The sequence below is a fragment of the Thalassospira sp. MCCC 1A02898 genome (assembly GCF_001618185.1).
GTDB classification, from domain to species: Bacteria; Pseudomonadota; Alphaproteobacteria; order Rhodospirillales; family Thalassospiraceae; genus Thalassospira; species Thalassospira tepidiphila.
In genome coordinates, this window is record NZ_LPXK01000009.1 from 36,579 (window position 1) to 57,694 (window position 21,116).

The following is a 21,116-nucleotide window of genomic DNA, read 5'->3' on the forward strand; positions in this document are numbered from 1 at the left end:
CCCCGCAAAATTATTAGGCGGGCTTTTAGCATAAAGTACCCTTGATGACGCAAGATTTGTTCGACCCTTATGCCCCGGTTCCCGAAACGCCTGTAAAATCGGGAAATGCGCCCGAATTTTCGGTTTCCGACCTGTCAAACGCGCTGAAGCGGACTGTGGAGGATGCGTTTTCGTTCGTGCGGGTGCGCGGCGAAATTTCCGGGTTCAAACGCGCCAGCAGCGGGCATATGTACCTTGCGCTGAAAGACGACAAGGCGGTGATTGATGGCGTCTGCTGGCGCGGGCAGGCGGCCAAGCTCGGCCTTGTTCCCGAAGACGGCATGGAAGTCATCGTTACCGGGCGCCTGACGACATTCCCGGGCCGCTCAAAATACCAGATCGTGATTGAGACGATGGAAGTCGCTGGAGAAGGCGCGCTTTTAAAGCTTCTGGAAGAACGCAAAAAGAAACTCGCCGCCGAGGGGCTTTTTGATCCCGACCGCAAAAAGCCGATCCCGTTCCTGCCTGATGTGATTGGCATTGTCACATCGCCAACCGGGGCTGTGATCCGCGATATCATGCATCGCCTGCGCGATCGGTTCCCGCGCCGGGTTTTGCTGTGGCCGGTGCTTGTGCAGGGGCAGGGGGCGGCCGAACAGGTGGCCGAAGCCGTGCGGGGCTTTAATGATCTTCTGCCTTATGGCCAGATCCCGCGCCCGGATGTTCTGATTGTTGCGCGCGGTGGCGGATCGCTTGAAGATTTGTGGTCGTTTAACGAAGAAGTCGTTGCCCGTGCTGTGGCCGAGTCTGATATTCCGGTAATTTCGGCGGTCGGCCATGAAACCGATACCACCCTGATTGATTTTGTTTCGGACCTGCGGGCACCGACGCCCACCGGGGCGGCGGAAAAGGCCGTACCGGTCCGCGTCGAGCTGATTGGTCAGGTCGAGGAAGACGGCCTTCGTCTGGCCCAAGCCGTCCGGCGTTTGGGCGTTGAAAAGAAAACAGCGCTTGAAAGTCTGGCCCGTGGTTTGGGCGATCCCAAACGCATGCTTGAGGAACGCAGCCAGACCCTTGATAACTGGGCAGATCGTTTGCCGCGCGCAGCCGTCAATGTCACGCAACAAGCCCGCGCACGATTGAACGAGGCAAGTGCCCGACTGGTCAGCCCGCGTGAACAGCTTTCAGAAAAGCGCGGACGTCTGGAAAATGCGGCATTGCGTCTGGATGGTGCGATGAAATCCGCCCTTCAGATGCAGAAATCCCGCCTTGATCGGGCAACTGCGGGCCTTCGGCCCAGTGACGCCAAACGCGACATTGCCCGCGCCGACAAACAGATCATTGATCTTGGCGCGCGTTTGCAGGGGGCGGTTCGCAATACGCTGACGCGTGAGGCAGAGGGACTTGCACGCTATGACCGGCTTTTGGAAAGCTATTCCTATCGCAATGTGTTGAAACGCGGGTTTGCCGTTGTGCGCGACGGGGACGGCAATCTTGTTGGTAAATCGTCCGATCTCGTCACAGGTCAGACTTATGATCTTGAGATGGGCGATGGCATTACCCCGGTGACGGCGGGCGAAGGTGTTGCGACGTCAAAGCCCGTGCCGGGCAGGGATGATAGCGCTACCATCGCAGATCAAAACGCCGCCATATCTGCGCCCGAAAAGTCCGCCAAACCCAAACCGGCGAAGAAGAAAAATCCAAGTCCCAAAGACGATGACAGACAAGGGAGCCTACTGTAATGCGTATGACCATTTCCGGCATGCTGGCCGCAGCGGGCCTTTTGGCGGTTAGTCTTTCTGTTCAGGCGGCCGAGCCGACCTATCAGGGGCAATTTGTTCAGGGCGGGATTGTGTTCGGGCAGACAGATGCCGGATCGGAAGTGCTTCTGGATGACGAGGCGATTGATACCATAGCACCCGATGGCCGGTTTGTTTTGGGGTTCGCGCGCGATTACGAAGGCCCGGCACGGGTCAGCATCCGGCATGCCGATGGCAGTGTCGAGGCGTTCAGTTACGAGATCGGTGATCGCGAATTCAACGTTCAACGGATTGACGGGCTGGCAACCAAAATGGTGACGCCCGATCCGGAAGTTATCAGCCGCATTCAGGATGATTCACGCCAGGCCCGCGAAGCACGCACCGAACGGTTTACCGAGAATTTCCTCGAAAACGGCTTTATCTGGCCAGCCGTTGGCCCGATCAGCGGGGTTTATGGATCACAACGCATTCTGAATGGCGAACCGCGCGCACCGCATTGGGGTGTTGATATTGCGCTTCCGACCGGAAGCCCGGTTGTTGCCCCGGCGGATGGGATTGTGACGTTGGCGCATCCCGATATGTATTTTTCCGGTGCGACACTGTTTATCGATCATGGGCTTGGTGTGGTGTCGGCGTTTTTGCATCTGTCGGAAATTGATGTGCAGGTCGGCGACGTCGTCAAACAGGGCGATTTGATCGGTAAAATCGGTGAGTCAGGTCGTGCGACCGGGCCGCATCTGGATTGGCGGGTCAATGTCGGGGCGGCACGGGTTGATGCACAGTTGCTGGTGCCACCGATGGAAGAAGCGCAAAAGACCGCGAACGCCAGTCAGTAACGGGAAACACAAGCCATGAAAACCCACGGGGCCGTTGCCGCAGGACACGCCGTTACCGCAGATGCGGCGGCCCGTGTGCTTGACGAGGGTGGCAATGCCTTTGACGCGGTTATTGCCGCGATGTGGGCCGCCTGTGTGGCAGAGCCGGTTCTGGCATCGCTTGGCGGCGGCGGGTTTGTCATGGCCAGGCCAGCCGGGCAAACGCCAAGGCTGTATGATTTCTTTGTCGAAACCCCGCTTGAAAAGCGATCGCGTGAAAACCTTGAATTTGAAAGCCGCCTTGCGACCTTTGCCGGTGGCGTAACCCAGGAATTTCATGGTGGCTATGGATCGGTGGCAACGCCGGGTGTGGTGGCGGGGCTTTTTGCCGTCCATGACGATCTTGCCAAACTGCCGATGGCAAAACTGGCGGAGCCGGCGATCCGTGCGGCGCGCGATGGCGTCGAACTTGATGCCTTTCAACGCTATGTCATGGGGATTGTCGAGCCGCTTTTGGGCTTTTGCGCCGAAAGCCGCAAGGTGTTTGGCAAGGCAGGCAAAACCGGTGCCGATGAGTTTGAGCTGCTTGATGCCGGTGTGCTTCATCGGCAACCCGATCTGGCAGACAGCATCAACTATCTGGTCGAGAACGGGGCAGAAGGATTTTATCAAGGCGACCTTGGTGCCGCCCTTGTGCGCGGATGTGCCGAGCATGGCGGATATCTGACAGCACAGGATTTGGCGGGCTATCGGGTGCTTCTGCGTGATCCACTTTTGGTCTCCGGACGCAAGGGGCGGTTTGTCCTGAACCCGCCACCGGCATCGGGTGGGGTTCTGGTCGGTTTTGGCCTTAAGCTTGCGCGGGAAATGGCATTGGGCGCCTTTGGCTCGGAACGCCATCTTGAAGCGGTATCGCGGATCATTCATGCCACCGGCTTGGCACGCGGCGAATATGGTGCACGCCCGGCAATCCTGGCTGACGAGCTATGCGAACGTTATCGTCTGATGATTGGCGAACGCCCGCTTAGTCAGAATGGCACAACCCATATTTCGGTGGTTGATCAGCACGGTAATCTTGCCGCGGCGACGATTTCAAACGGCTCAACATCTGGGCGGGTTGTGCCGGGCACCGGGATCATGATGAACAACATGCTGGGCGAAGCCGATCTGTCGCCGGATGGTTTCCATAACTGGCCGTGTGGTGTTCGCATGACATCGATGATGACCCCGTCGCTTTATCTTGGGCAGGACGGGGCGTCGGTTGCGCTGGGCTCTGGCGGGTCAAACCGGATCCGGTCGACCATGCTTCAGGTGTTGCTTAATATCGATGCGTTTGACATGACCCTGCACGGGGCGATTTCAGCACCCCGAATGCATGTTGAAGATGAACTGTTATCGGTCGAGCCCGGATTTGATGACGCTTTGCTTGATGGGCTCAGCCTTGGCAATCAACAGCGCTGGGATTGCGAGGACATGTTCTTTGGCGGCGTGCACGCGGCCAAGGTCAATCGCGCGGGCGATATGCTTTCGGCGACCGGGGATGGGCGACGCAATGGTCATCAGATCATTGTTTGATTTATCTGAAACGCTGAATAACGGCGAAGATCAGTGAAAAGATCGCGATCAGAATGATGGCAACCGTTGCGATCAGAAGCGCCTGTTTGGTACGCAGTTCATAGGCCTGTTTGCGTTCGACAAAGACAATCACATCACGGCGCAACTGGTCCATTTCCGGTGCAACATCAAGACTGTTGAGGTAAAGCCTTGCACCTGCGCGTGCCAGAAGATCATTGGTTTTGTTCATCTCGCGGGTGAACAGGGCAAACCGTTCTTCGGTGTCGGCCAGATCATCAAGAAGATTTTTATCATCCTTCCCGGCCGAGGCGATTGTGATGGTTGTTCGCGTCAGATCGCGCGCATCTTCTTCGATACATTGCGACAACGACTTTCGGGGTTGATCAGAGGTGCATTCGACTTGCCGACTGCCGAATTCTTCAAGGGCACGCTTCAGATGTTCCTTAAGCTGCTGATCAAGCTCGGAAATCCGCAACCGGATGTCGCGTGCCGTTTCACGAATGGTCGTGTCGTCCTGGTCAAGCGCCATTGTCGGCCAGACGACAAAGATCGAGCCGGCCAGAATAAGACAGAAAATGATCAGCAAGCGGCGCAAAAAGGCGGGCTCCGAAGACGCGTTCGACAGCGGACGAAATGCCAGTCTGCGCCAACAGGGTTCCTATTCGGTTAATGCCAGATCAAAACGCCAGTCGGATTTACTTCGGCCAGCGGCGATGCAGCCAAAGCCATTGTTCGGGCCGTTCGCGGATCCAGTGTTCCATGGTGGCGTTCACATCGGTCATGATAGCCAGAGTATCGGCGCGGCGGTCGCCGGTTTTGGTGACTTCAAGTGGCGGATAGAACGTGACGCGGAAATGCGCACCACTCAGGCGTTCTGAACGCACGGGAATAATTGGCGCATCGTATTTAAGGGCAAACTGTGCCAGTGCCGGGGCTGTCATCGCATCCCGGCCAAAAAACGGCACGGCGATACCATCTGTCATTTTTTGATCGACCAGCATGCAGGCATGACCGCCATCTTTTAGATAGCGCGTGAGTTTACGTGCGCCTTCCGGCCCCTTTTTGACCAGTTTCCCCTTAAAGGTTTTGCGCGCCCGCATGAACAGGCCTTCTACCCACTGATTATCCGGCGCGCGATAGACACTCATCATGTCCATATCAAGCACCTCGGCGATGCACATGGTCGCTTCCCAGTTGCCGATGTGACCGGAAAAGAACAGGCCGGGCTTTTCATCGGTCTTGGTGGCAAGGCCATTTTCAATGCCAACGATCTCGATGCGCGGTCCACCCGGGCGCATTTTATGCAGATGAGGAATTTCGGCAGCCGAACGACCAAGATTGTCCCACATGCCAACAATGATCTGCTCGATCTCTTCGGGGGATTTTTCCGGGAACGCCGCAACCAGATTGTTGCGTGCCTTTTTGGTCTGACCGACTTTGGGGCCCAAGGTGCGCATAAGCCAACCGCCAACCGCCGATGCCATGTCCACGGGCATCAGCGCAAACATCCAGTAGACCAGATACGCCCCGAAACCCTGAAGCGGGTGGGAGATGTATTTCTGGCGCATTTTGTAAAGTTGGCTGTTCTTATCCATCGGCAAGTACTGATGTCACAATCTTTGCGAGCTGATCTGGTGCCTCGAACACCAGACGAATGTCGAGACTGCTTATGCCGTCCCGGTCCGTTAATGGCAAGCGCATCAGATCCTTTTGGGTGGTGACAAGTCTGGCATCAAGCTTTTCTGCCTCAGCACGCAGATCGCCAAGCTCTTGCACCGTGAAGGGGTGGTGATCTGAAAAATCACGTGTCTGGATGATTTGCGCGCCAGCCTTTCGGAGGCTGTCATAGAATTTCGATGGTTGGCCAATCCCGGCAAACGCCAGAACACGGGATTGATTGAAATCACCCGCGTTGATCGCCTCAATCGATGCGCGCAACACCGGAACGGAAGCCGGAAGGCGCGTGATGAAGTCGGGCGTCTTGTCGCCGATCAGAATGATGGCACGCACTTTTTCCAGCCCGCTGATCAGCGGTTCGCGCATGGGGCCGGACGGCATGACGCGGCCATTGCCAATGCCATAGTTGCCGTCGATCACAGCAAAACTGCAATCCTTGATCAGGGTTGGATTTTGCAATCCGTCATCAAGAATGATCGCATTTGCACCGGCATCAACCGCCATTTCGGCGCCAAGGGCACGATTGCGTGAAATCCACGCCGGGCCATGCTGGGCCAGCAAAAGTGGTTCGTCGCCGACTTTGTCCGCGGTATCAACGCCCGGATTGACGCGGTGCGGACCTTCAAGGGAACCGCCGTAGCCGCGGCTGACGAAATGCGGCGTGCGGCCAAGGCTTGTCAGAAGATTGTAAAGTGCGACCGCAGTTGGTGTTTTTCCGGCACCACCCACGGTGAAATTGCCGACGCAGAAAACCGGGCAGCCAGGATGGCGCGGCGTGGTTGTCAGTTTGCGAAAGCAGGTGCCCGCCCGCCATGCAGCAGAAAGCGGGCTTAGAAGTTTGGAAATGACACCGTCATGCTGCCAGAATTCCGGATCACGCATCGCGGGCCTCCTTGATGCCCTTTTGCGCCAACAACGGGCGCAAGGCATCAAGCGTTCGATCCAGCACTTCGGCCTTGGAGTTTGCGTAATCAAGTGCGGCTTTGGCGATTTTCCCTGTGGAGTCAGGATCGCGAAGCAGGGCGGCAACCTGTCGTGCAAGATCATCGGCATCGGTCACCGGGCGGCAGGCGCCGTTTGCCAGCATTTCGGTGCTGATGGCGGCAAAGTTGCTCATATCCGGGCCGTGCAAAATAGCGCAGTTCAGTCGTGCCGGTTCCAGCGGGTTCTGTCCGCCACCCGCAGACAGGGTTTTGCCCATAAAGACGATTGGCGCGATGCGATAAAACAGGCCAAGTTCACCCATGGTATCGGCAAGATAGACATCAGTGCCCGGTGTGATGTCGTGGCCAAGGCTTCGGCGTGATACCTGCAGGCCCTGTGCGACCAGATCGGCTTCGATATCATCGGCGCGGTCGGGATGACGCGGCACGATGACGGTCAGCACACCACTATGATCGCGGGCGAGTTTTTTGTGAACGTCGCCGGCAATGTGTTCTTCGCCCTTAAAGGTGCTTGAGGCGAGCCAGACCGGACGATGACCAATCTGTTCTTGAAGCTTGGCCAGATCAGTTTCATCGGCAGGCAGGGGCGGGGCGGCAAATTTAAGATTGCCAACAGCCCGGACCGATGTCGCACCGAGGCTTTCAAATCGCGTGGTTTCGTCGCGGCTTTGGGTCAGGATCAGATCAAACGCAGAAATAACCGGCCGGATAAAAGACGGATAGCGTGAGTATCCCTTAAAGCTTTTTTCCGAAATGCGCCCATTGAGCAATGCAAGGCTGACACCGGCCTTCTTGGCCTTGGTCAGAAGATTTGGCCAGAAGTCGCTTTCAAGCCAAAGCGCGACATCAGGTTTCCAGTGATGCAGGAAACGCGCGACACAAACCTGACGGTCAATCGGGACGAACTGGTGAATGACGCCCTTGGGCAGGCGAGCATGCATCATGGTCGCCGATGTGACCGTGCCGGTCGTCACCAGGATGGATGCCGATGGATAAAGCCGACGGATTTCATCAATCACCGGCAAGGCAGACAGGGATTCTCCCACACTGGCCCCATGGATCCACACCAGATGTCCTTTGGGGCGGGCAGCACCCGGATGACCAAAGCGTTCACCGATCCGGCCTGCGTCTTCCTTGCCGCGGTTTTTGCGACGGTTCAGATAAAGGTTTAGCGCCGGACCAAGCAGGCGGGTTGCCGCGCGATAGGCGTAAAACAGGCTCATGACCCGGTTTCCCCCGCCGCGATGGCAGATCGCTTTTGCTTGGGCAGTTCATCGGGGGCAGCAGGCGGGATCACCGCGAGACCAAGTTCACGATCGGTTTCCTGCGTGAGCTTGGTCAGGGCGTTTTCAAGCTCGATCCGTTTGGCTTCCATGCCTTCGTCATCAAGCCTGCGGTCGACAAAGATCGGATCGCCCCAGTGAAAAACACCGCGTGAAAAGGGCAGGGGCAAAATGAAGCGATCCCAACTTTGAATGACCTTGCGGTTGGAGGCCGAATAGGTCAGCGGGAAAATCGGAACACCGGCCATACGGGCGGCCTGAATGATACCGTCTGATGCCCGCATGCGGGGGCCGCGCGGCCCATCTGGCGTCATGCCGACAACTTCGCCGGCTTTCAGCACCTTGAGAATCTGGCGCAGGGCCGCGGCACCGCCTTTACCCTTGCCGGTCGATCCGGCGATGGTCTTGATATCAAAGCGCGCAATCGTCCGAGAAATGATTTCCCCGTCACGATGTGATGAAATCAGCATGTTAAACGGGCGGTCACCGCCGACCGATCGCCAGGTATAGGGCATCATCAAAAGACGTTGATGCCAGAAGGCAACGATAAACGGTTTGCCTTCTGTCAGGTAGTGGGCCGGATGGTCACCACCTTTGGTGCGCCAGCGTCCTGTGGCACGCATCAGGCGCACATAAAACGCCGCCAGCCAGCACAGTGTGCTGCGCATTGTATCGCTTTTTATGATCCGTTTATGCCACTGCACGCCCGATATTCCCGAAGTTGTCCGGATCAGTTTCCGTTTTCTTCCGAGAATTGCAAGTTATAGAGGTGCGCATAAGCCCCTCCCAGTGCTAGCAATTCTTCGTGTTTGCCCTGTTCGGTCACCCGACCATTGCTGACAACGCAAATCTTGTCGGCATCAATGATGGTCGACAGACGGTGCGCAATAACAAGGGTCGTCCGGCCTTTCATCAGTTCGGCCAAAGCCCCCTGAATATGGCGTTCGGATTCCGTATCAAGGGCAGAGGTTGCTTCGTCCAGCAACAGGATCGGCGCGTTTTTCAGCATCGCACGCGCAATCGCAATACGCTGGCGTTGGCCACCCGACAGCTTCACACCATGTTCGCCGACAATCGTGTCATAGCCATGTTGAAGCTGTCCGATAAAGTCGTGGGCTGCGGCCTGACGTGCGGCCTGTTCGATCTCGGCATCCGATGCGCCAGCGCGACCATAGGCGATATTGGCACGCACCGTATCATCAAACAGGGTGATTTCCTGACTGACGAGGGCTGTTGCCTTGCGCAGGCTTTCAAGCGTCACGTTGCGGATATCCTGACCATCAATGGTAATGGCACCCTGATCAATGTCATAGAAACGCGGGATCAGGTTGAGGATGGTCGATTTACCAGCCCCCGACGGGCCGACAAGGGCAACGGTTTCGCCCGCCTTGATATCAAGGTCAATCTCGCGGAGTGCTGTGATTTCAGGGGTATAGGCAAAGGCAACGTTTTTGAAGTTGATGTTGCCACCCGAAACCGCGAGCTCCTTGGCATCCGGTGCGTCCTTGATTTCCGGTTCGATATCAAGAACCGTGAAGACGCGCTGGGATGCGGCAAGACCTTGCTGCAAGGTGATGTTGATATTGGCCAGACGTTTGACCGGCTCATAGGCCAGCAGCAATGCCGTGATAAAGGCAAAGAAGCTTCCGGGGTCACTTGCTCCGTCGATCACGCGGTTGCCGCCATAAATGATGATCGCGGTAATCGCCGCACCACCAAGCGTTTCCATGATGGGGGAGGAACGCGCGCTAACCGTCGAGGCCTTGAAGCTCAGTTTGAAGACGGTTTCCACCAGCTTGCCCATGCGCGAACATTCATAGGGCTCCATGCCATATGCCTTCACGTGGCGAATGCCCTGGAAGGTTTGTTCAAGCAATGTGGCGAATTCGCCAATCTGTTGCTGGGTGTTGGCAGACACCTTGCGCATGCGTTTACCCAGTCGCGCAATCGGATAGATCGCAGCGGGAAATACGGTAAAGGCGATGATCGCAAGCAACCAGTCCTTGTAGAACATCACGCCGACAAGGACGGCCGCAGTCAGAAGGTCTTTGCCAAAACCGGTCAGCGAGTTTGAAACCGCCGCCCGCATTGACGTGATGTCGCTGGTAAAGCGTGTGATCAGCTTGCCGGTATTCGTGCTGTGGAAAAAGCCGATATCAAGGCGAATGACGTGCTCATACAGGCTGTTTTGCAGATCGGCCAGAATACGCCCACCGACATAGCTCATCAAAACCGTCTGCCCATAGTTGGCAAAGCCTTTGAGGGCAAAGGATCCAAGAACCGCCGCCCCGACGGGCACCAGCATGTTTTCCTTCTTGTTGATGAACACATCATTGATGATCGGATCCATCAAAAGCGCGTAAAGGCCAGTCGCCCCGGCCATTAGCGCCATGCAGAGAAGCGCAAGCAGTATTTTGCCAAGATAGGGGGCAACCGCATCTCGCACGATACGCTTGACCAGCGGCCAGGTACCCCAGTGTTCTGCAGTATGATCCAACGAATTCTTTGGCAATGATTTGATCCCGGCCTTCTTCGCCATTTCCAGATTGTATCAAATTGATACTATCGTTATGGATACGGCATCATAAAAGTAAAATACTCGCGCTGTTGCTAGCACGCTCGGACAAGGGCGGCAAGCTGCTGAGACGCTTTAACGGACACAAAAATGGTCTGCATAACAGCAGATTGCCAACTGCGACATATAAGACAAATAAATGAACGAGCAACTCCACGCACTTGTCGAACGCACCGTGGCCCAGGGTGTCGGTGCACGGGTTTTCCCGCTGCGCTGGGATAACCGGCGCATCTGGGTCAAACAGGCAGTTCCGGCCAAACATAAAGTCTGGCACAGCGTTCAGCGCTTTGCTGCCAATATTACCGGTATTCCATTGTTGCGCCCGACCGTATCGCCCGGTGGGCAAAAGGGCCTTGAAAGCGAGGCCGCGACCTTGCGCAAGCTTGCCGCCCTTGGTGTGTTGGTCCCGGATCTGATTGATGTCGGAGAAAACTGGATTGCCATTGGCGATAATGGCCGCATCCTTAAAACCTGCATCGAAGATGATGTCGACAAGGGCAATGATGATGCCATCCGTCGCCATGTTGTCGACGCCGGTGCGGCCCTGGCAAGATTGCATGGTGAAGGGGTAGCACATGGTGCGCCGTTGCTTCGCAATATGACACTGCGCGACGATCATCAGATCGGCTTTATTGATTTCGAAGAAGACCCGAACGCCCGCATGCCGGTGATTGATGCCCAGGCGCGCGACATCTTGCTGTTTGTTTTTTCCATCCAGCGTGAATTTAAAAAACGTCCGGAATTACTGCGCGCCGGATGGCAGGCCTATGTCGAGGCTGCTGGCGAAACCACACCGCAATTAGTGCCGCTGCGCAAGGTGATCAGGCTTTTGCGCCCGGTCTATCTGATGCTCCGCCCGTTCCGTCGCTGGCTGGGTACGGATGCGCTCAACGGTCTTTGGGCATATCGCACCTTGCGAAAAAGCCTTTATCGCTGATCAGGCGCGACCTATTGGGCTGGTTGCCCAACAGGTGCCTTGCCTGCGGCGGTCTCAGGCGCGTGATCCGGTTCTGCGACCTTTGATGTTGCTGCGCTGGTGTTTGCCGCGTCATCCAGTGAAATACGGGTTGCCTCAACGCCATCAAACCCACCGGAAAACGGTGCCAGATTGTGCAAGAACTGGTTGGCGGAATTGCGCCAGCTATATTGTTCGGCCAATGCGCGGGCATCGTCACTTTTAAGTTCCAACGCGGCCAAGGCGGCCTCGCGCAGGTCGGCATCGATGGCGCCGGCCTTGGTGCCACGCACGATATCGGCTGGTCCCTGAACCGGGAAAACCGCGACCGGGGTGCCCGATGCCAGGGCTTCAAGGATCACAAGGCCGAAAGTATCCGTCTTGCTGGGGAAGACAAAGACGTCGGCTGCGGCAAAGGCCGTTGCCAGTTCTTCACCAATTTTTTTGCCGAGAAACTGCGCGTTGGGATACTTGCCCTTGAGCTCATTTAGCTGCGGGCCATCGCCAACGACAAACTTTGTGCCCGGCAGGTCAAGATCCAGAAAATGGCCGATATTCTTTTCTACCGCAACCCGGCCGACAAACAGCCAGTGCGGTTTTGGGAAATCGCCAAAACTGGCGTCCGGGCGGGGGCGGAACAGGTCCAGATCCACACCGCGTGACCAGATTTGCAGGTTGTTAAAACCCCAGTCGGAGAGTTCCTGACGCAGGGTTTCGGTTGCCACCATGACGGATTGCGATTTGCCGTGGAAATGCTTCATGCCGCGATAAAGGATCGAAAGCGGCAGGCGCCAGCGGGCGTGAATATATTCCGGGAAGCGCGTGTGATAGGCGGTCGAAAACGGAATGCCACGCTTAAGGCAATAGGCCCGTGCGGCCTGACCCAGCGGGCCTTCGGTGGAAATATGGATCGCGACCGGATGAAGGGCTTCGATCATCTTGGCCATTTTGCGTTTGGCAAAAAGCGCCAGCCGGATTTCCGGATAAGTCGGGCAGGGGATGGTTTTAAACTGATCGGGCGAGATGACATGCACGTCATGTCCCATCTCACCCAACTCGCCCCGTACGGTTTCAAGGGTACGGACAACACCGTTGACCTGCGGATACCAGGCATCGGTTACGATCAGTATTTTCATGCAGTCTTTCCAATCGGTGCATCATTGCCCTTTTTCGAAGAGCCCGATGCAGAGTTGCCCGCTTCATGGGCGATACGAAACATGGAAATCAATTTGCCAAGGCCAAGCGACGGGGCGCTTGCCGCATCGTGACCGGGGCTTGAATGGCTCATTGCCATCTGGCGCATTTCGGCCCAGTGCAGCAGCTCAAGCTTGCCTTCCTTGTCTTCGACAAGGGCCGTACAGCTTTCAACCCAATCACCATCATTGCAATAGAGCACATCGCCGATCTTGCGTTTTTCGGCGTGATGGATATGGCCGCAAACCACGCCATCCACCTTGCGTTTGGCGGCTTCGTGGGCGACGGCATTTTCAAAGTTGCAGATGAACTGAACCGCGTTCTTTACTCGGTTCTTAAGATAAGCCGAAAGCGACCAGTATCCGTAACCAAGCCGACGGCGAACGCCGTTGAAATAGCGGTTGAGTGTAATGGCAAGGTTGTAGGCGGTGTCACCCAGATAGGCCAGCCACTTGGCGTATTTGACGACCCCGTCAAACTCATCGCCATGGATGACCAAAAGGCGCTTGCCATCGGCGGTGACGTGGATATCGTTCATTTTAACGTCGACATGGCCAAAAGTCATATCGACAAACTCGCGGGCGAATTCATCATGGTTCCCGGGGACGAAGATGACTTTGGCGCCATTCTTTGCCTTTTCCATGATTGTCGTGATCACGGCATGATGACTTTCCGGCCAGTACCAGCTTTTCTTAAGGCGCCAGCCGTCAATAATGTCACCCACCAGATAATAAGTGTCTGCCGTCACTTCATTGAGGAAATCCAATAGAAGGTCTGCCTGACATCCACGTGTCCCCAGATGGACGTCTGAAATCCAGACCGTGCGGTAATGCGGTTGCAGCGTCATCGCTGTCATTGCCGCTCCTCCGTATCCTGCCAAAAGGATGGCTGGAATTCGACAGTTTGTCTTGCCGAATACTGTTCCAAGCCAGTATCGGTTTAAAACAAATCGTTCGATTATATAACCCGTTCACAGAAATTTCGCAGTTCTGTAAAGCAACTGTTACATGTTTTATTTCATATGGTAGATGCTGTGAAAAATTTATTTCATTTTTATTTCAGAAGTGGGTCCAAATGACCGATGCGGATGTGACTGTCATCTTCAATCCACGGGCCGGTGGCAATAAACAGCGGTTTTTATCCCAGATATTGCAACATGCCGGCATCAAGGTGGAGTTGCTGCAAACCACCCATCCCGGTCACGCCCGTGAACTGGCCCGCAAGGTCCGTGCCCATCAACGTTTGTTTGTTGCCGGTGGCGACGGGTCGCTTAACGAGGCATTAAACGGATTGCTTGATGCCCAGATTGACGGGCACGAGGTCCCGCCACTTGGCATCATCCCGCTTGGAACGGCCAATGTGCTTGCGGTTGAAGTCGGGCTTGAAATCCGGGCACGCGCAATTGCCGACTATATCAACAATCCCGGTATGGTCTGGGTCCGTCCAGGACTGGTCAATGGCCGGGCGTTCTTTTTGATGGTCGGCATGGGGGCCGATGCCGATACGGTCGCCAATGTTTCGCTGCGGCTCAAGCGCCTGATTGGCAAGGGGGCCTATGTTCTGGAAGGCCTTCGCAACATCTTTTTCCCGCGTCATCGTGATTTTGAAGTCAGTATCGGTCGGGAAAATTATCGGGTGTCGGGCGTGGTTGTAACCCATGCGCAACATTATGGCGGGGCATTTGTCATTTCGCCCGATGCCAGCCTGACCGCCAACAGCCTTGATGTGGTGCTGATGCCAGGCAACGGTATCGGGGCCTTGTCACGTTATGGTCTGGCACTGACACTTAATCGGTTGCATGCCCAAAGCGACGTTTCGGTGGTTCGGGCAGAGCGCATCACGATCACCAGTCATTGCGGCCCGGCCCCGCTTCAGATTGACGGGGAAAGTGCCGGTAAGCTGCCGTGCGAGATCAGCTTGTCCCCCTATCCTGTGCGATTGATGGTGCCGCCGGCTTATGCCGAATTGTCTTCGAAGACCGATCACCCATCACCTGATCTGCTTCGGATCGCTGCGGATTAAAAGCACACCCCAAAGTCGTTACACGGATTGTTCGGTTGCCTCGGGCAAATGCCCGGACTTTCGGGATTTTTCAAGTACTCATGATGAATTATCAACGGGTCCTTGAAGTTGTATTTCTGTTCCCCACCTTGATTTTAACGTAGTGCGCGTGACTTGTACCTCCCGATCAGAGGGAATTTGGGTGGATTTTGAATCGCGAAACTTGCTTCGAAATTTGACGAACAGCGTTGATGAAGATCATCGCCATTCAGGGAGATTGACGATGGTTTCGGGGTCCTCTGCTTTGGTTCTCAACTCAGGTGTGTTGGCTGACATGCAGATAAAAACAAAAATTCTGGCTGGTTTTGCCGTGGTGCTGGCAATTCTCATTTCGGCACTTGCCTTTGCGTATTTCACCTTTGTTGCTGTTTCACACGATGTGGATGAATATGCCCATTATGTTGAAGAAGCCGCGCTGATCAGCGAGATTGAAACGCAGTTCCTACGCTTTAACAGTCACGCGCGTGAATTTGCCAATACGGCTGATCCGGCAGATGCCGAAGCCGTGTTCACCTATGCCAAGCAGCTTGATCTGATGCTTGATGACGCCCGTGAGAAGTTCATTGGCGAACAACATCGAAGCCGCATTGAACACATCGCCGAAGAGCTTGATGCCTATCTGGCAAGCTTCGCCTCGGCCAAAAACCTGAGCGACGAATACCATTCCCTGATCCTGGATCGCCTTGAACCTGACGGGATCAAGATCGTTGCCGATCTCGACAAGCTTGTTGCCCATGCGCAGAATACCGGCGATCTTGAACTCCTCAAACGCTCAGTCGCGGCACGTGAACATGCACTTCTGGCAAGGTTGTATGCCAATATCCTGATTGGCCGTCAGGATGACAGCTTTGGCGCCAAATCCGCCGATGAATTTGCAAAGCTTGAGGCCGCATTGGGGCAAATCGGTAATCAACCGCTTACGGGTGACCTGAAAGCTGTGCTGGATGATGCCAAGAACCTGTTTGCTGATTACCGCGAAGTCTTCGACAAGATCCGTGCCGACGAACTGGAAATTGTCGCCACGGTCCACGGGACCATGCGCGAAGCATCCGAGGGTATCATTGCCGACGCCGAGGCCCTGAAACAGGAACTGGCGGTGGCAGAGCACAACATTTTTGAAAAGGTCGTCGCCGAAATCATTCTGGCAGAAAAGGAAATCCTGATCGCATCGATTGCTGGTGCCGTTCTTGGGATGGTTCTGGCCTGGGTCATGGGGGATCGCTTGTCGCGTCCGATCACTGCGATTACGACCATCATGCGCAGGCTGGCCGATCATGATCTGGGCGTTGAAATTCCCGGACAGACCCGCAAGGACGAGATCGGCCAGATGGCACAGGCAGTTCAGGTGTTTAAAACCAATGCCATCCGCAATGATGAACTCGAAGCCGAAGCCCGCGCGCAGGAAGAACGGTCCAAGGAAGAACAGCGGCGGTTCATGAACCAGACGGCGGACAGCTTTACGACAAGTGTCGGGACCATTATCGAAGCGGTCGCTGCCGCCGCAGTCGAGTTACAGGCAACGGCCACCGGCATGTCCCAGATCGCAAATTCGGCGTCAGAGCAAACGACGGCTGTTGCCTCGGCCAGTGAAGAGGCAAGTGGCAATGTTGATTCTGTTGCTTCGGCCACTGAGGAGCTCAACAGTTCGATTGAGGAGATCAATCGTCAGGTTGTCTTTTCAAATGAAATCGCCAAAAAGGCTGTTGATCAGGCCCGCGAAACCATGCGCGGTATCAAGGAACTGGTCGAGGCATCCAACAATATCGATCATGTTCTCAAACTGATTACCGATATTTCCGACCAGACCAACATGCTTGCGCTCAATGCGACGATTGAAGCTTCGCGGGCAGGTGATGCAGGCAAGGGCTTTGCGGTTGTCGCCAATGAGGTCAAAACCCTTTCGGCCCAAACGGCCAAGGCAACAGAAGAAATCCGCGCCCAGGTTGACAGTGTCCAAAGCCGCACCGGCTTTGCCGCCAACCAGATCGAACTGATCAGCCAAACGATTAGCGAAATGGAAGGCATTGTTGCGACCATTTCCTCGGCGGTGGAGGAACAATCGGCAGCAACCCGTGAAATCGCCTTTAACATTGAACAGGCCGCGACCGGGACAACGGTTGTCAGTTCCAACATTGTTACGGTTTCACAGGCTGTAAACGATGCAGGCACAGCATCAAGCGACGTTTTAACCGCGGTCAGCACTTTGTCCGAGAACTTTGCCACCCTGAAAGGTGCGACGGACAACTTCGTCAATGCCATCCGGTCGGCCTAGACACACCGGATTTTCAGATACGCAAACGCAAAACGCCCGGCCAAAATGGACCGGGCGTTCTTTTTTTGATTGGGGAACAGTGAAGGTCGGTTACTGCCCGGCCAAAGTCATGCCGTCAATGCGAAGGGTCGGCGCGTTGGTGCCGTATTTGAATGTCAGGTCATTGGCCGGGACGACCGTTTTGAACATGTCTTTAAGGTTGCCCGCCACCGTGATTTCGGACACCGGATAGGCCAGTTCGCCATTTTCAATCCAATACCCCGACGCACCGCGCGAATAATCGCCCGTCACACCATTTACGCTGCTGCCGATCATCTCGGTGATGTAAAGGCCCGACTTGATATCCTTGATCATGTCTTCGGGCGAAATGGTGCCCGGTTCCATGTAAAGGTTGGTGGTCGATGGCGCTGGCAGGCTTCCGGCCCCGCGCGATGCGTTACCGGTCGATTTCAGGCCAAGCTGGCGGGCCGAACGCAGATCCATGATCCAGGTTTTCAGAACACCGTTTTCGATCAGATGGCGCTTCTGGTTTGCGACCCCTTCGGCATCAAACGGTTTGGAACGCAGACCACGTTTGCGATGCGGATCATCAATGATGTTGATATGGGGCGCGAAGATTTCGCTGCCCATGGCATCAAGCAGGAAGCTGGTGCCGCGCGCGATGCCGGAACCGTTGATCGCCGATGACAGGTGACCAACAATAGATGCGGAAACGCGCGGATCATAGATCACCGGAACTTGCGTGCTTTTGACCTTGCGCGGGTTCAGGCGACGCAGGGTTTTTTCGGCGGCCTTTTTGCCGATATCGACCGGATCGCGGAGATCGGTCGAAAACACTGCACTGTCATAATCGTAATCGCGTTCCATACCTGTGCCGGTGCCCGCCAATACGGAAACCGAGATATGGCTGCCCGACCCGGCATAGGAATTGGCAAAGCCGTTGGTGGCGGCCAGTGTGATCTGATGGCGGCCCCAACCAGCTTCTGATCCTTCGGAATTGGTAATGCCCTCGACCGAACGCGCGGCCTCTTCACACGCGCTGGCCCATTCGATCAGTTTGCCCTGATCAACTTCGCCCGGCTCGCACAGTTCAAGTGCTTCGACATTGAAGGTTTCGGCAAGTTCACTTGGGTCGGCAATACCGCAATAGGGATCTTCCGGGGCATTTTTGGCCATCGCAACCGCACGTTCGACCAGCTCGGCAAGGGCGGCGTCGCTGGTATCAGATGACGATACAACTGCCTGTTGCTTGCCAATCAGAACCCGCAGGCCAAGATCGGCCCCCTCGGAACGTTCAAGCTTTTCCATCTTGCCCAGACGCTGGGCAACCGAAAGCGATGTGCCTTCGACATAAACGGCATCGGCATCGTCTGCACCGGCCTTTTTTGCCTGTGCGAGAAGGTCATTGATGCGATCAAGTGTCATGTCGGTCTTGGGCATGGAGGCTCCCTTGTATCGGAATGTGTTTCTTACGTTATAGGGGGCACGAACGTTTTCGCATAGACCCGAAACAAAAAGCTGGTTTTGGTCTAAAATTCCTGCCTTGTTTCAGAGGTGGCAGGACGAGGGCCGAATGGCAAGGCCCGGTCAATGACAGATTTCAAACGGCTTTCTGTTATAGTCGAACAAACAAGTGCTACTGGTGCCAGATAAACGGGAACGCGATGAACAAGCAGAAAATTCTTTCCGGGCTTAGTGTGGCTTTTCTGATTGGATTGCTCAGCCCTGCATTCGCAGATGACAGCAAGACTGTCATGAAAGGCTGGGATGAAAATGGCGTGTGGGAGCTGAATGCGAATGGCGAAACCGATCCGGTTTCAAGCGCACAGTTCTATTACGAAATGCGCTGGCAAGGGGGGCAATATGCCCGAAACTACCGCCATCAGATGCTGACCGGTGATTTTACCTGTGACGGCGTGCTCGATCGCATCGCCGGTTGGGTTGACCTTGATAACCCTGATGGCCCGTTTTTCGCACTGTTGTTTGTCACCAACCATGGTGCGAAAGATCACAGTGAAATCCGTTACATTCCGTTCAAGCAGTCCGAGCAGTTTGCGCTCTGTGTCTTTGATGAAACGGCACCACCAGTGCTGAGCTGGCAGGAAAACAGTACTGAATACATGGCCGAAGTTATGGGGGATGCGGATATGTGCAATTTCGCCATCCGCGTTGATGATTTCATGTGTGACGCGCCGCAGTTTTTCTATTCCGAAAAGCCCGATGAAGATGGTGATCACTGGATGTTTTTCAGAAACTAGAAAGAGCTTTCAGGTCAGAAAAAAGGCGGGTTTGAAACCCGCCTTTGTCATTCAGTCCCGCCAGATTTTCTTGCCTGATCCGGGCAGGCCATAGCGTTCCCATTTCTGATCCACACGGTCGATGATGTCATCATCCATATAGATCTTTTCGCCCCATTCGCGGTTGGTTTCGCCGGGCAGCTTGTTGGTGGCATCAAGGCCAAGCTTGCCGCCAAGGCCCGAAACCGGGGATGCGAAATCAAGGTAATCAATCGGGGTGTCGGTGACGGTGGTAATATCGCGTACCGGGTCCATCCGCGTCGAGATCGCCCACATGACGTCTTTCCAGTCACGGACATCAATGTCGTCATCCACGACAATGACGAATTTGGTGTACATGAACTGACGCAGGAACGACCAGACGCCCATCATCACGCGCTTGGCATGACCGGCATAGGCCTTCTTCATCGAGACAACCGCGATGCGATAGCTGCATCCCTCTGGCGGCAACCAGAAATCAACAATTTCCGGGAATTGTTGCTGCAGAAGCGGCACGAACACGTCATTCAATGCTTCACCCAGAACCGACGGCTCATCTGGCGGACGGCCGGTGAAGGTCGACAGATAGATCGGCTTTTTGCGCATGGTGATGGCGGTCACGGTAAAGACCGGGAAATCTTCGACCGAGTTGTAATAACCGGTGTGATCGCCATACGGCCCCTCGGGCGCATATTCCTCAAGCGAGACATAGCCTTCAAGAATGATCTCGGCCGTGGCCGGGACCTTGAGCGGCACGGTTTTGCAATCGACCAGTTCGACTTTCTCGCCGCGCAGAAGGCCAGCAAACTGATATTCCGACAGGGTATCGGGAACCGGGGTGACCGCGGCAAGGATCGTGCCCGGATCTGCGCCCAGAACGATGGCAGCTGGCAGCGGTTCACGCTTTTCCTGTTTCCAGCGGGCATGATGCTGCGCGCCACCGCGATGTTTCAGCCAGCGCATGATGGTCTTGTTTTTGCCCAACACCTGCATGCGATAGATGCCAAGGTTAAACACATCGCGCTTGTCACCACCCTTGGTGCCAGCACTTGGCCCCTGGGTCACGACCAGCGGCCAGGTGATCAGCGGGCCGGGTTCGCCGGGCCAGCAGGATTGCACCGGAATTTTCGAAAGATCGATATCATCACCCTGAAGGACCACTTCCTGACACGGCGCCTTGGAAACCGTTTTGGGCTTCATCGCCATCACGGTTTTGGCAAGCGGCAGCATCGAAAAAGCTTCGCGGATGCTTGCGGGTGGTTCAGGCTGTTTGAGGAATGCCAGCGTTTCACCCACTTCGCGCAGTTCTTCGGGTTTGCGGTTCATGCCCGCGGCCACGCGGTCCACGGTGCCAAACAGGTTGACCAGAACCGGCATGTCATATTTTTTGCCGTCATCACCGACAACATTTTCAAACAGAACCGCCGGGCCACCTTCGGCGAGAAGGCGGGTCTGGATTTCCGTCATTTCAAGATTGGGGGAAACCGGTTCAGTGACACGGACAAGACGGCCGGTTTTTTCCAGCGCATCCATGAAGTCACGAAGGGATTGATAGGGCATGGCACCTGTCATCTGCAAAGCTTTGAAACCTGATTGTCTTCATACGCCGCGGAGCGAAACGGGACAACCTTGCTGTTGTCAAATACGTCATTTGTAACCGCATCGATCCATCCCTACATGATTTGACAATGCTGCGTTGCAGGGAGATGCATAATTTTGCGGTTTTGGTCAGCGCATCATTTGGTTATAC

17 protein-coding genes are annotated in these 21,116 nt (G+C 55.4%); 7 read left to right on the top strand and 10 right to left on the bottom strand.

The annotated features are described in order from the left end of the window. The first annotated feature begins 44 nt into the window (after nt 1–44). The 3 genes from xseA to AUQ41_RS06885 are packed head-to-tail and all read left to right on the top strand — an operon-like array spanning nt 45 to nt 4,129. The gene (xseA, locus tag AUQ41_RS06875; RefSeq protein WP_063087308.1) at nt 45–1,721 is read left to right on the top strand and encodes an exodeoxyribonuclease VII large subunit; all 1,677 of its coding nucleotides are present in this window, start codon (nt 45–47) and stop codon (nt 1,719–1,721) included. Next, nucleotides 1,721–2,575, top strand: coding sequence for a M23 family metallopeptidase (locus AUQ41_RS06880; RefSeq protein ID WP_063087309.1), 855 nt, complete (start codon nt 1,721–1,723; stop codon nt 2,573–2,575). Before xseA ends, AUQ41_RS06880 begins: the two co-directional genes overlap by 1 nt. A gap of 15 nt (nt 2,576–2,590) precedes the next feature. Next, nucleotides 2,591–4,129 carry a gamma-glutamyltransferase family protein gene (locus tag AUQ41_RS06885; protein WP_063087310.1) on the top strand — a complete coding sequence of 513 codons (1,539 nt, stop codon included), beginning with the start codon at nt 2,591–2,593 and terminating at the stop codon, nt 4,127–4,129. Nucleotide 4,130: 1 nt separating this feature from the next. Here AUQ41_RS06885 and AUQ41_RS06890 read toward each other — a convergent pair whose 3' ends face one another. From AUQ41_RS06890 to AUQ41_RS06915, 6 genes are all read right to left on the bottom strand, one after another. Further along, nucleotides 4,131–4,724, bottom strand: coding sequence for a hypothetical protein (locus AUQ41_RS06890; protein ID WP_063087311.1), 594 nt, complete (start codon nt 4,722–4,724; stop codon nt 4,131–4,133). A 100-nt stretch (nt 4,725–4,824) separates the two neighbouring features. Beyond that, nucleotides 4,825–5,724, bottom strand: coding sequence for a lauroyl acyltransferase (locus tag AUQ41_RS06895; protein ID WP_063087312.1), 900 nt, complete (start codon nt 5,722–5,724; stop codon nt 4,825–4,827). Further along, a complete protein-coding gene (gene lpxK / locus AUQ41_RS06900; protein ID WP_063087313.1) occupies nt 5,717–6,688 on the bottom strand; it encodes a tetraacyldisaccharide 4'-kinase in 972 nt (323 codons plus the stop codon). Before lpxK ends, AUQ41_RS06895 begins: the two co-directional genes overlap by 8 nt. Then, nucleotides 6,681–7,973 (bottom strand): 3-deoxy-D-manno-octulosonic acid transferase, encoded by a 1,293-nt coding sequence (locus AUQ41_RS06905; protein ID WP_063087314.1) that lies wholly within the window; start codon nt 7,971–7,973, stop codon nt 6,681–6,683. Before AUQ41_RS06905 ends, lpxK begins: the two co-directional genes overlap by 8 nt. Continuing rightward, complete coding sequence (locus AUQ41_RS06910) at nt 7,970–8,701, bottom strand: lysophospholipid acyltransferase family protein (RefSeq protein ID WP_063087315.1); 732 nt, start codon at nt 8,699–8,701, stop codon at nt 7,970–7,972. Before AUQ41_RS06910 ends, AUQ41_RS06905 begins: the two co-directional genes overlap by 4 nt. A gap of 62 nt (nt 8,702–8,763) precedes the next feature. Continuing rightward, a complete protein-coding gene (locus AUQ41_RS06915) occupies nt 8,764–10,572 on the bottom strand; it encodes an ABC transporter ATP-binding protein (protein ID WP_063087316.1) in 1,809 nt (602 codons plus the stop codon). Nucleotides 10,573–10,747: 175 nt separating this feature from the next. On the opposite strand from AUQ41_RS06915, the gene AUQ41_RS06920 reads away from it, so the two are divergent. Then, the gene (locus AUQ41_RS06920) at nt 10,748–11,545 is read left to right on the top strand and encodes a hypothetical protein (protein WP_063087317.1); all 798 of its coding nucleotides are present in this window, start codon (nt 10,748–10,750) and stop codon (nt 11,543–11,545) included. Nucleotides 11,546–11,556: 11 nt separating this feature from the next. Here the strand turns inward: AUQ41_RS06920 and AUQ41_RS06925 are convergent, their stop codons facing one another. Together AUQ41_RS06925 and AUQ41_RS06930 are read right to left on the bottom strand one after the other, a co-directional pair. Next, entirely contained in the window at nt 11,557–12,699 is a 1,143-nt protein-coding gene (locus AUQ41_RS06925) for a glycosyltransferase family 1 protein (protein ID WP_063087318.1), read from the bottom strand. Beyond that, the gene (locus AUQ41_RS06930) at nt 12,696–13,613 is read right to left on the bottom strand and encodes a UDP-2,3-diacylglucosamine diphosphatase (RefSeq protein WP_008891533.1); all 918 of its coding nucleotides are present in this window, start codon (nt 13,611–13,613) and stop codon (nt 12,696–12,698) included. The genes AUQ41_RS06925 and AUQ41_RS06930 overlap by 4 nt, the downstream gene beginning before the upstream one ends. 218 nt (nt 13,614–13,831) lie before the next feature. Here AUQ41_RS06930 and AUQ41_RS06935 point away from each other — a divergent pair, with 218 nt between their 5' ends. Further along, nucleotides 13,832–14,779, top strand: coding sequence for a diacylglycerol kinase family protein (locus AUQ41_RS06935; RefSeq protein WP_063087319.1), 948 nt, complete (start codon nt 13,832–13,834; stop codon nt 14,777–14,779). 313 nt (nt 14,780–15,092) lie between these two features. Beyond that, nucleotides 15,093–17,090 carry a methyl-accepting chemotaxis protein gene (locus tag AUQ41_RS06940; RefSeq protein ID WP_168173420.1) on the top strand — a complete coding sequence of 666 codons (1,998 nt, stop codon included), beginning with the start codon at nt 15,093–15,095 and terminating at the stop codon, nt 17,088–17,090. A gap of 90 nt (nt 17,091–17,180) precedes the next feature. Here the strand turns inward: AUQ41_RS06940 and AUQ41_RS06945 are convergent, their stop codons facing one another. Further along, a complete protein-coding gene (locus AUQ41_RS06945; protein ID WP_063087321.1) occupies nt 17,181–18,530 on the bottom strand; it encodes a TldD/PmbA family protein in 1,350 nt (449 codons plus the stop codon). Nucleotides 18,531–18,754: 224 nt separating this feature from the next. On the opposite strand from AUQ41_RS06945, the gene AUQ41_RS06950 reads away from it, so the two are divergent. Continuing rightward, on the top strand, nt 18,755–19,348 hold the full coding sequence (locus AUQ41_RS06950; protein WP_063087322.1) for a hypothetical protein: 594 nt from the start codon (nt 18,755–18,757) through the stop codon (nt 19,346–19,348). A gap of 51 nt (nt 19,349–19,399) precedes the next feature. Here AUQ41_RS06950 and AUQ41_RS06955 read toward each other — a convergent pair whose 3' ends face one another. Continuing rightward, the gene (locus tag AUQ41_RS06955; protein ID WP_063087999.1) at nt 19,400–20,926 is read right to left on the bottom strand and encodes a UbiD family decarboxylase; all 1,527 of its coding nucleotides are present in this window, start codon (nt 20,924–20,926) and stop codon (nt 19,400–19,402) included. Between the last annotated feature and the right edge of the window lie 190 nt (nt 20,927–21,116).

What these genes read in the sequence shown, in the direction of transcription:
- AUQ41_RS06895 (WP_063087312.1), bottom strand. Translation starts at nt 5,724, where the DNA reads ATGGATAAGAACAGCCAACTTTACAAAATGCGCCAGAAATACATCTCC.
- AUQ41_RS06905 (WP_063087314.1), bottom strand. Translation starts at nt 7,973, where the DNA reads ATGAGCCTGTTTTACGCCTATCGCGCGGCAACCCGCCTGCTTGGTCCG.
- AUQ41_RS06885 (WP_063087310.1), top strand. Translation starts at nt 2,591, where the DNA reads ATGAAAACCCACGGGGCCGTTGCCGCAGGACACGCCGTTACCGCAGAT.
- AUQ41_RS06955 (WP_063087999.1), bottom strand. Translation starts at nt 20,926, where the DNA reads ATGCCCTATCAATCCCTTCGTGACTTCATGGATGCGCTGGAAAAAACC.
- AUQ41_RS06920 (WP_063087317.1), top strand. Translation starts at nt 10,748, where the DNA reads ATGAACGAGCAACTCCACGCACTTGTCGAACGCACCGTGGCCCAGGGT.
- AUQ41_RS06940 (WP_168173420.1), top strand. Translation starts at nt 15,093, where the DNA reads ATGCAGATAAAAACAAAAATTCTGGCTGGTTTTGCCGTGGTGCTGGCA.
- xseA (WP_063087308.1), top strand. Translation starts at nt 45, where the DNA reads ATGACGCAAGATTTGTTCGACCCTTATGCCCCGGTTCCCGAAACGCCT.
- AUQ41_RS06910 (WP_063087315.1), bottom strand. Translation starts at nt 8,701, where the DNA reads ATGCGCAGCACACTGTGCTGGCTGGCGGCGTTTTATGTGCGCCTGATG.
- AUQ41_RS06930 (WP_008891533.1), bottom strand. Translation starts at nt 13,613, where the DNA reads ATGACAGCGATGACGCTGCAACCGCATTACCGCACGGTCTGGATTTCA.
- AUQ41_RS06915 (WP_063087316.1), bottom strand. Translation starts at nt 10,572, where the DNA reads ATGGCGAAGAAGGCCGGGATCAAATCATTGCCAAAGAATTCGTTGGAT.
- AUQ41_RS06925 (WP_063087318.1), bottom strand. Translation starts at nt 12,699, where the DNA reads ATGAAAATACTGATCGTAACCGATGCCTGGTATCCGCAGGTCAACGGT.
- AUQ41_RS06945 (WP_063087321.1), bottom strand. Translation starts at nt 18,530, where the DNA reads ATGCCCAAGACCGACATGACACTTGATCGCATCAATGACCTTCTCGCA.
- lpxK (WP_063087313.1), bottom strand. Translation starts at nt 6,688, where the DNA reads ATGCGTGATCCGGAATTCTGGCAGCATGACGGTGTCATTTCCAAACTT.
- AUQ41_RS06880 (WP_063087309.1), top strand. Translation starts at nt 1,721, where the DNA reads ATGCGTATGACCATTTCCGGCATGCTGGCCGCAGCGGGCCTTTTGGCG.
- AUQ41_RS06950 (WP_063087322.1), top strand. Translation starts at nt 18,755, where the DNA reads ATGAACAAGCAGAAAATTCTTTCCGGGCTTAGTGTGGCTTTTCTGATT.
- AUQ41_RS06935 (WP_063087319.1), top strand. Translation starts at nt 13,832, where the DNA reads ATGACCGATGCGGATGTGACTGTCATCTTCAATCCACGGGCCGGTGGC.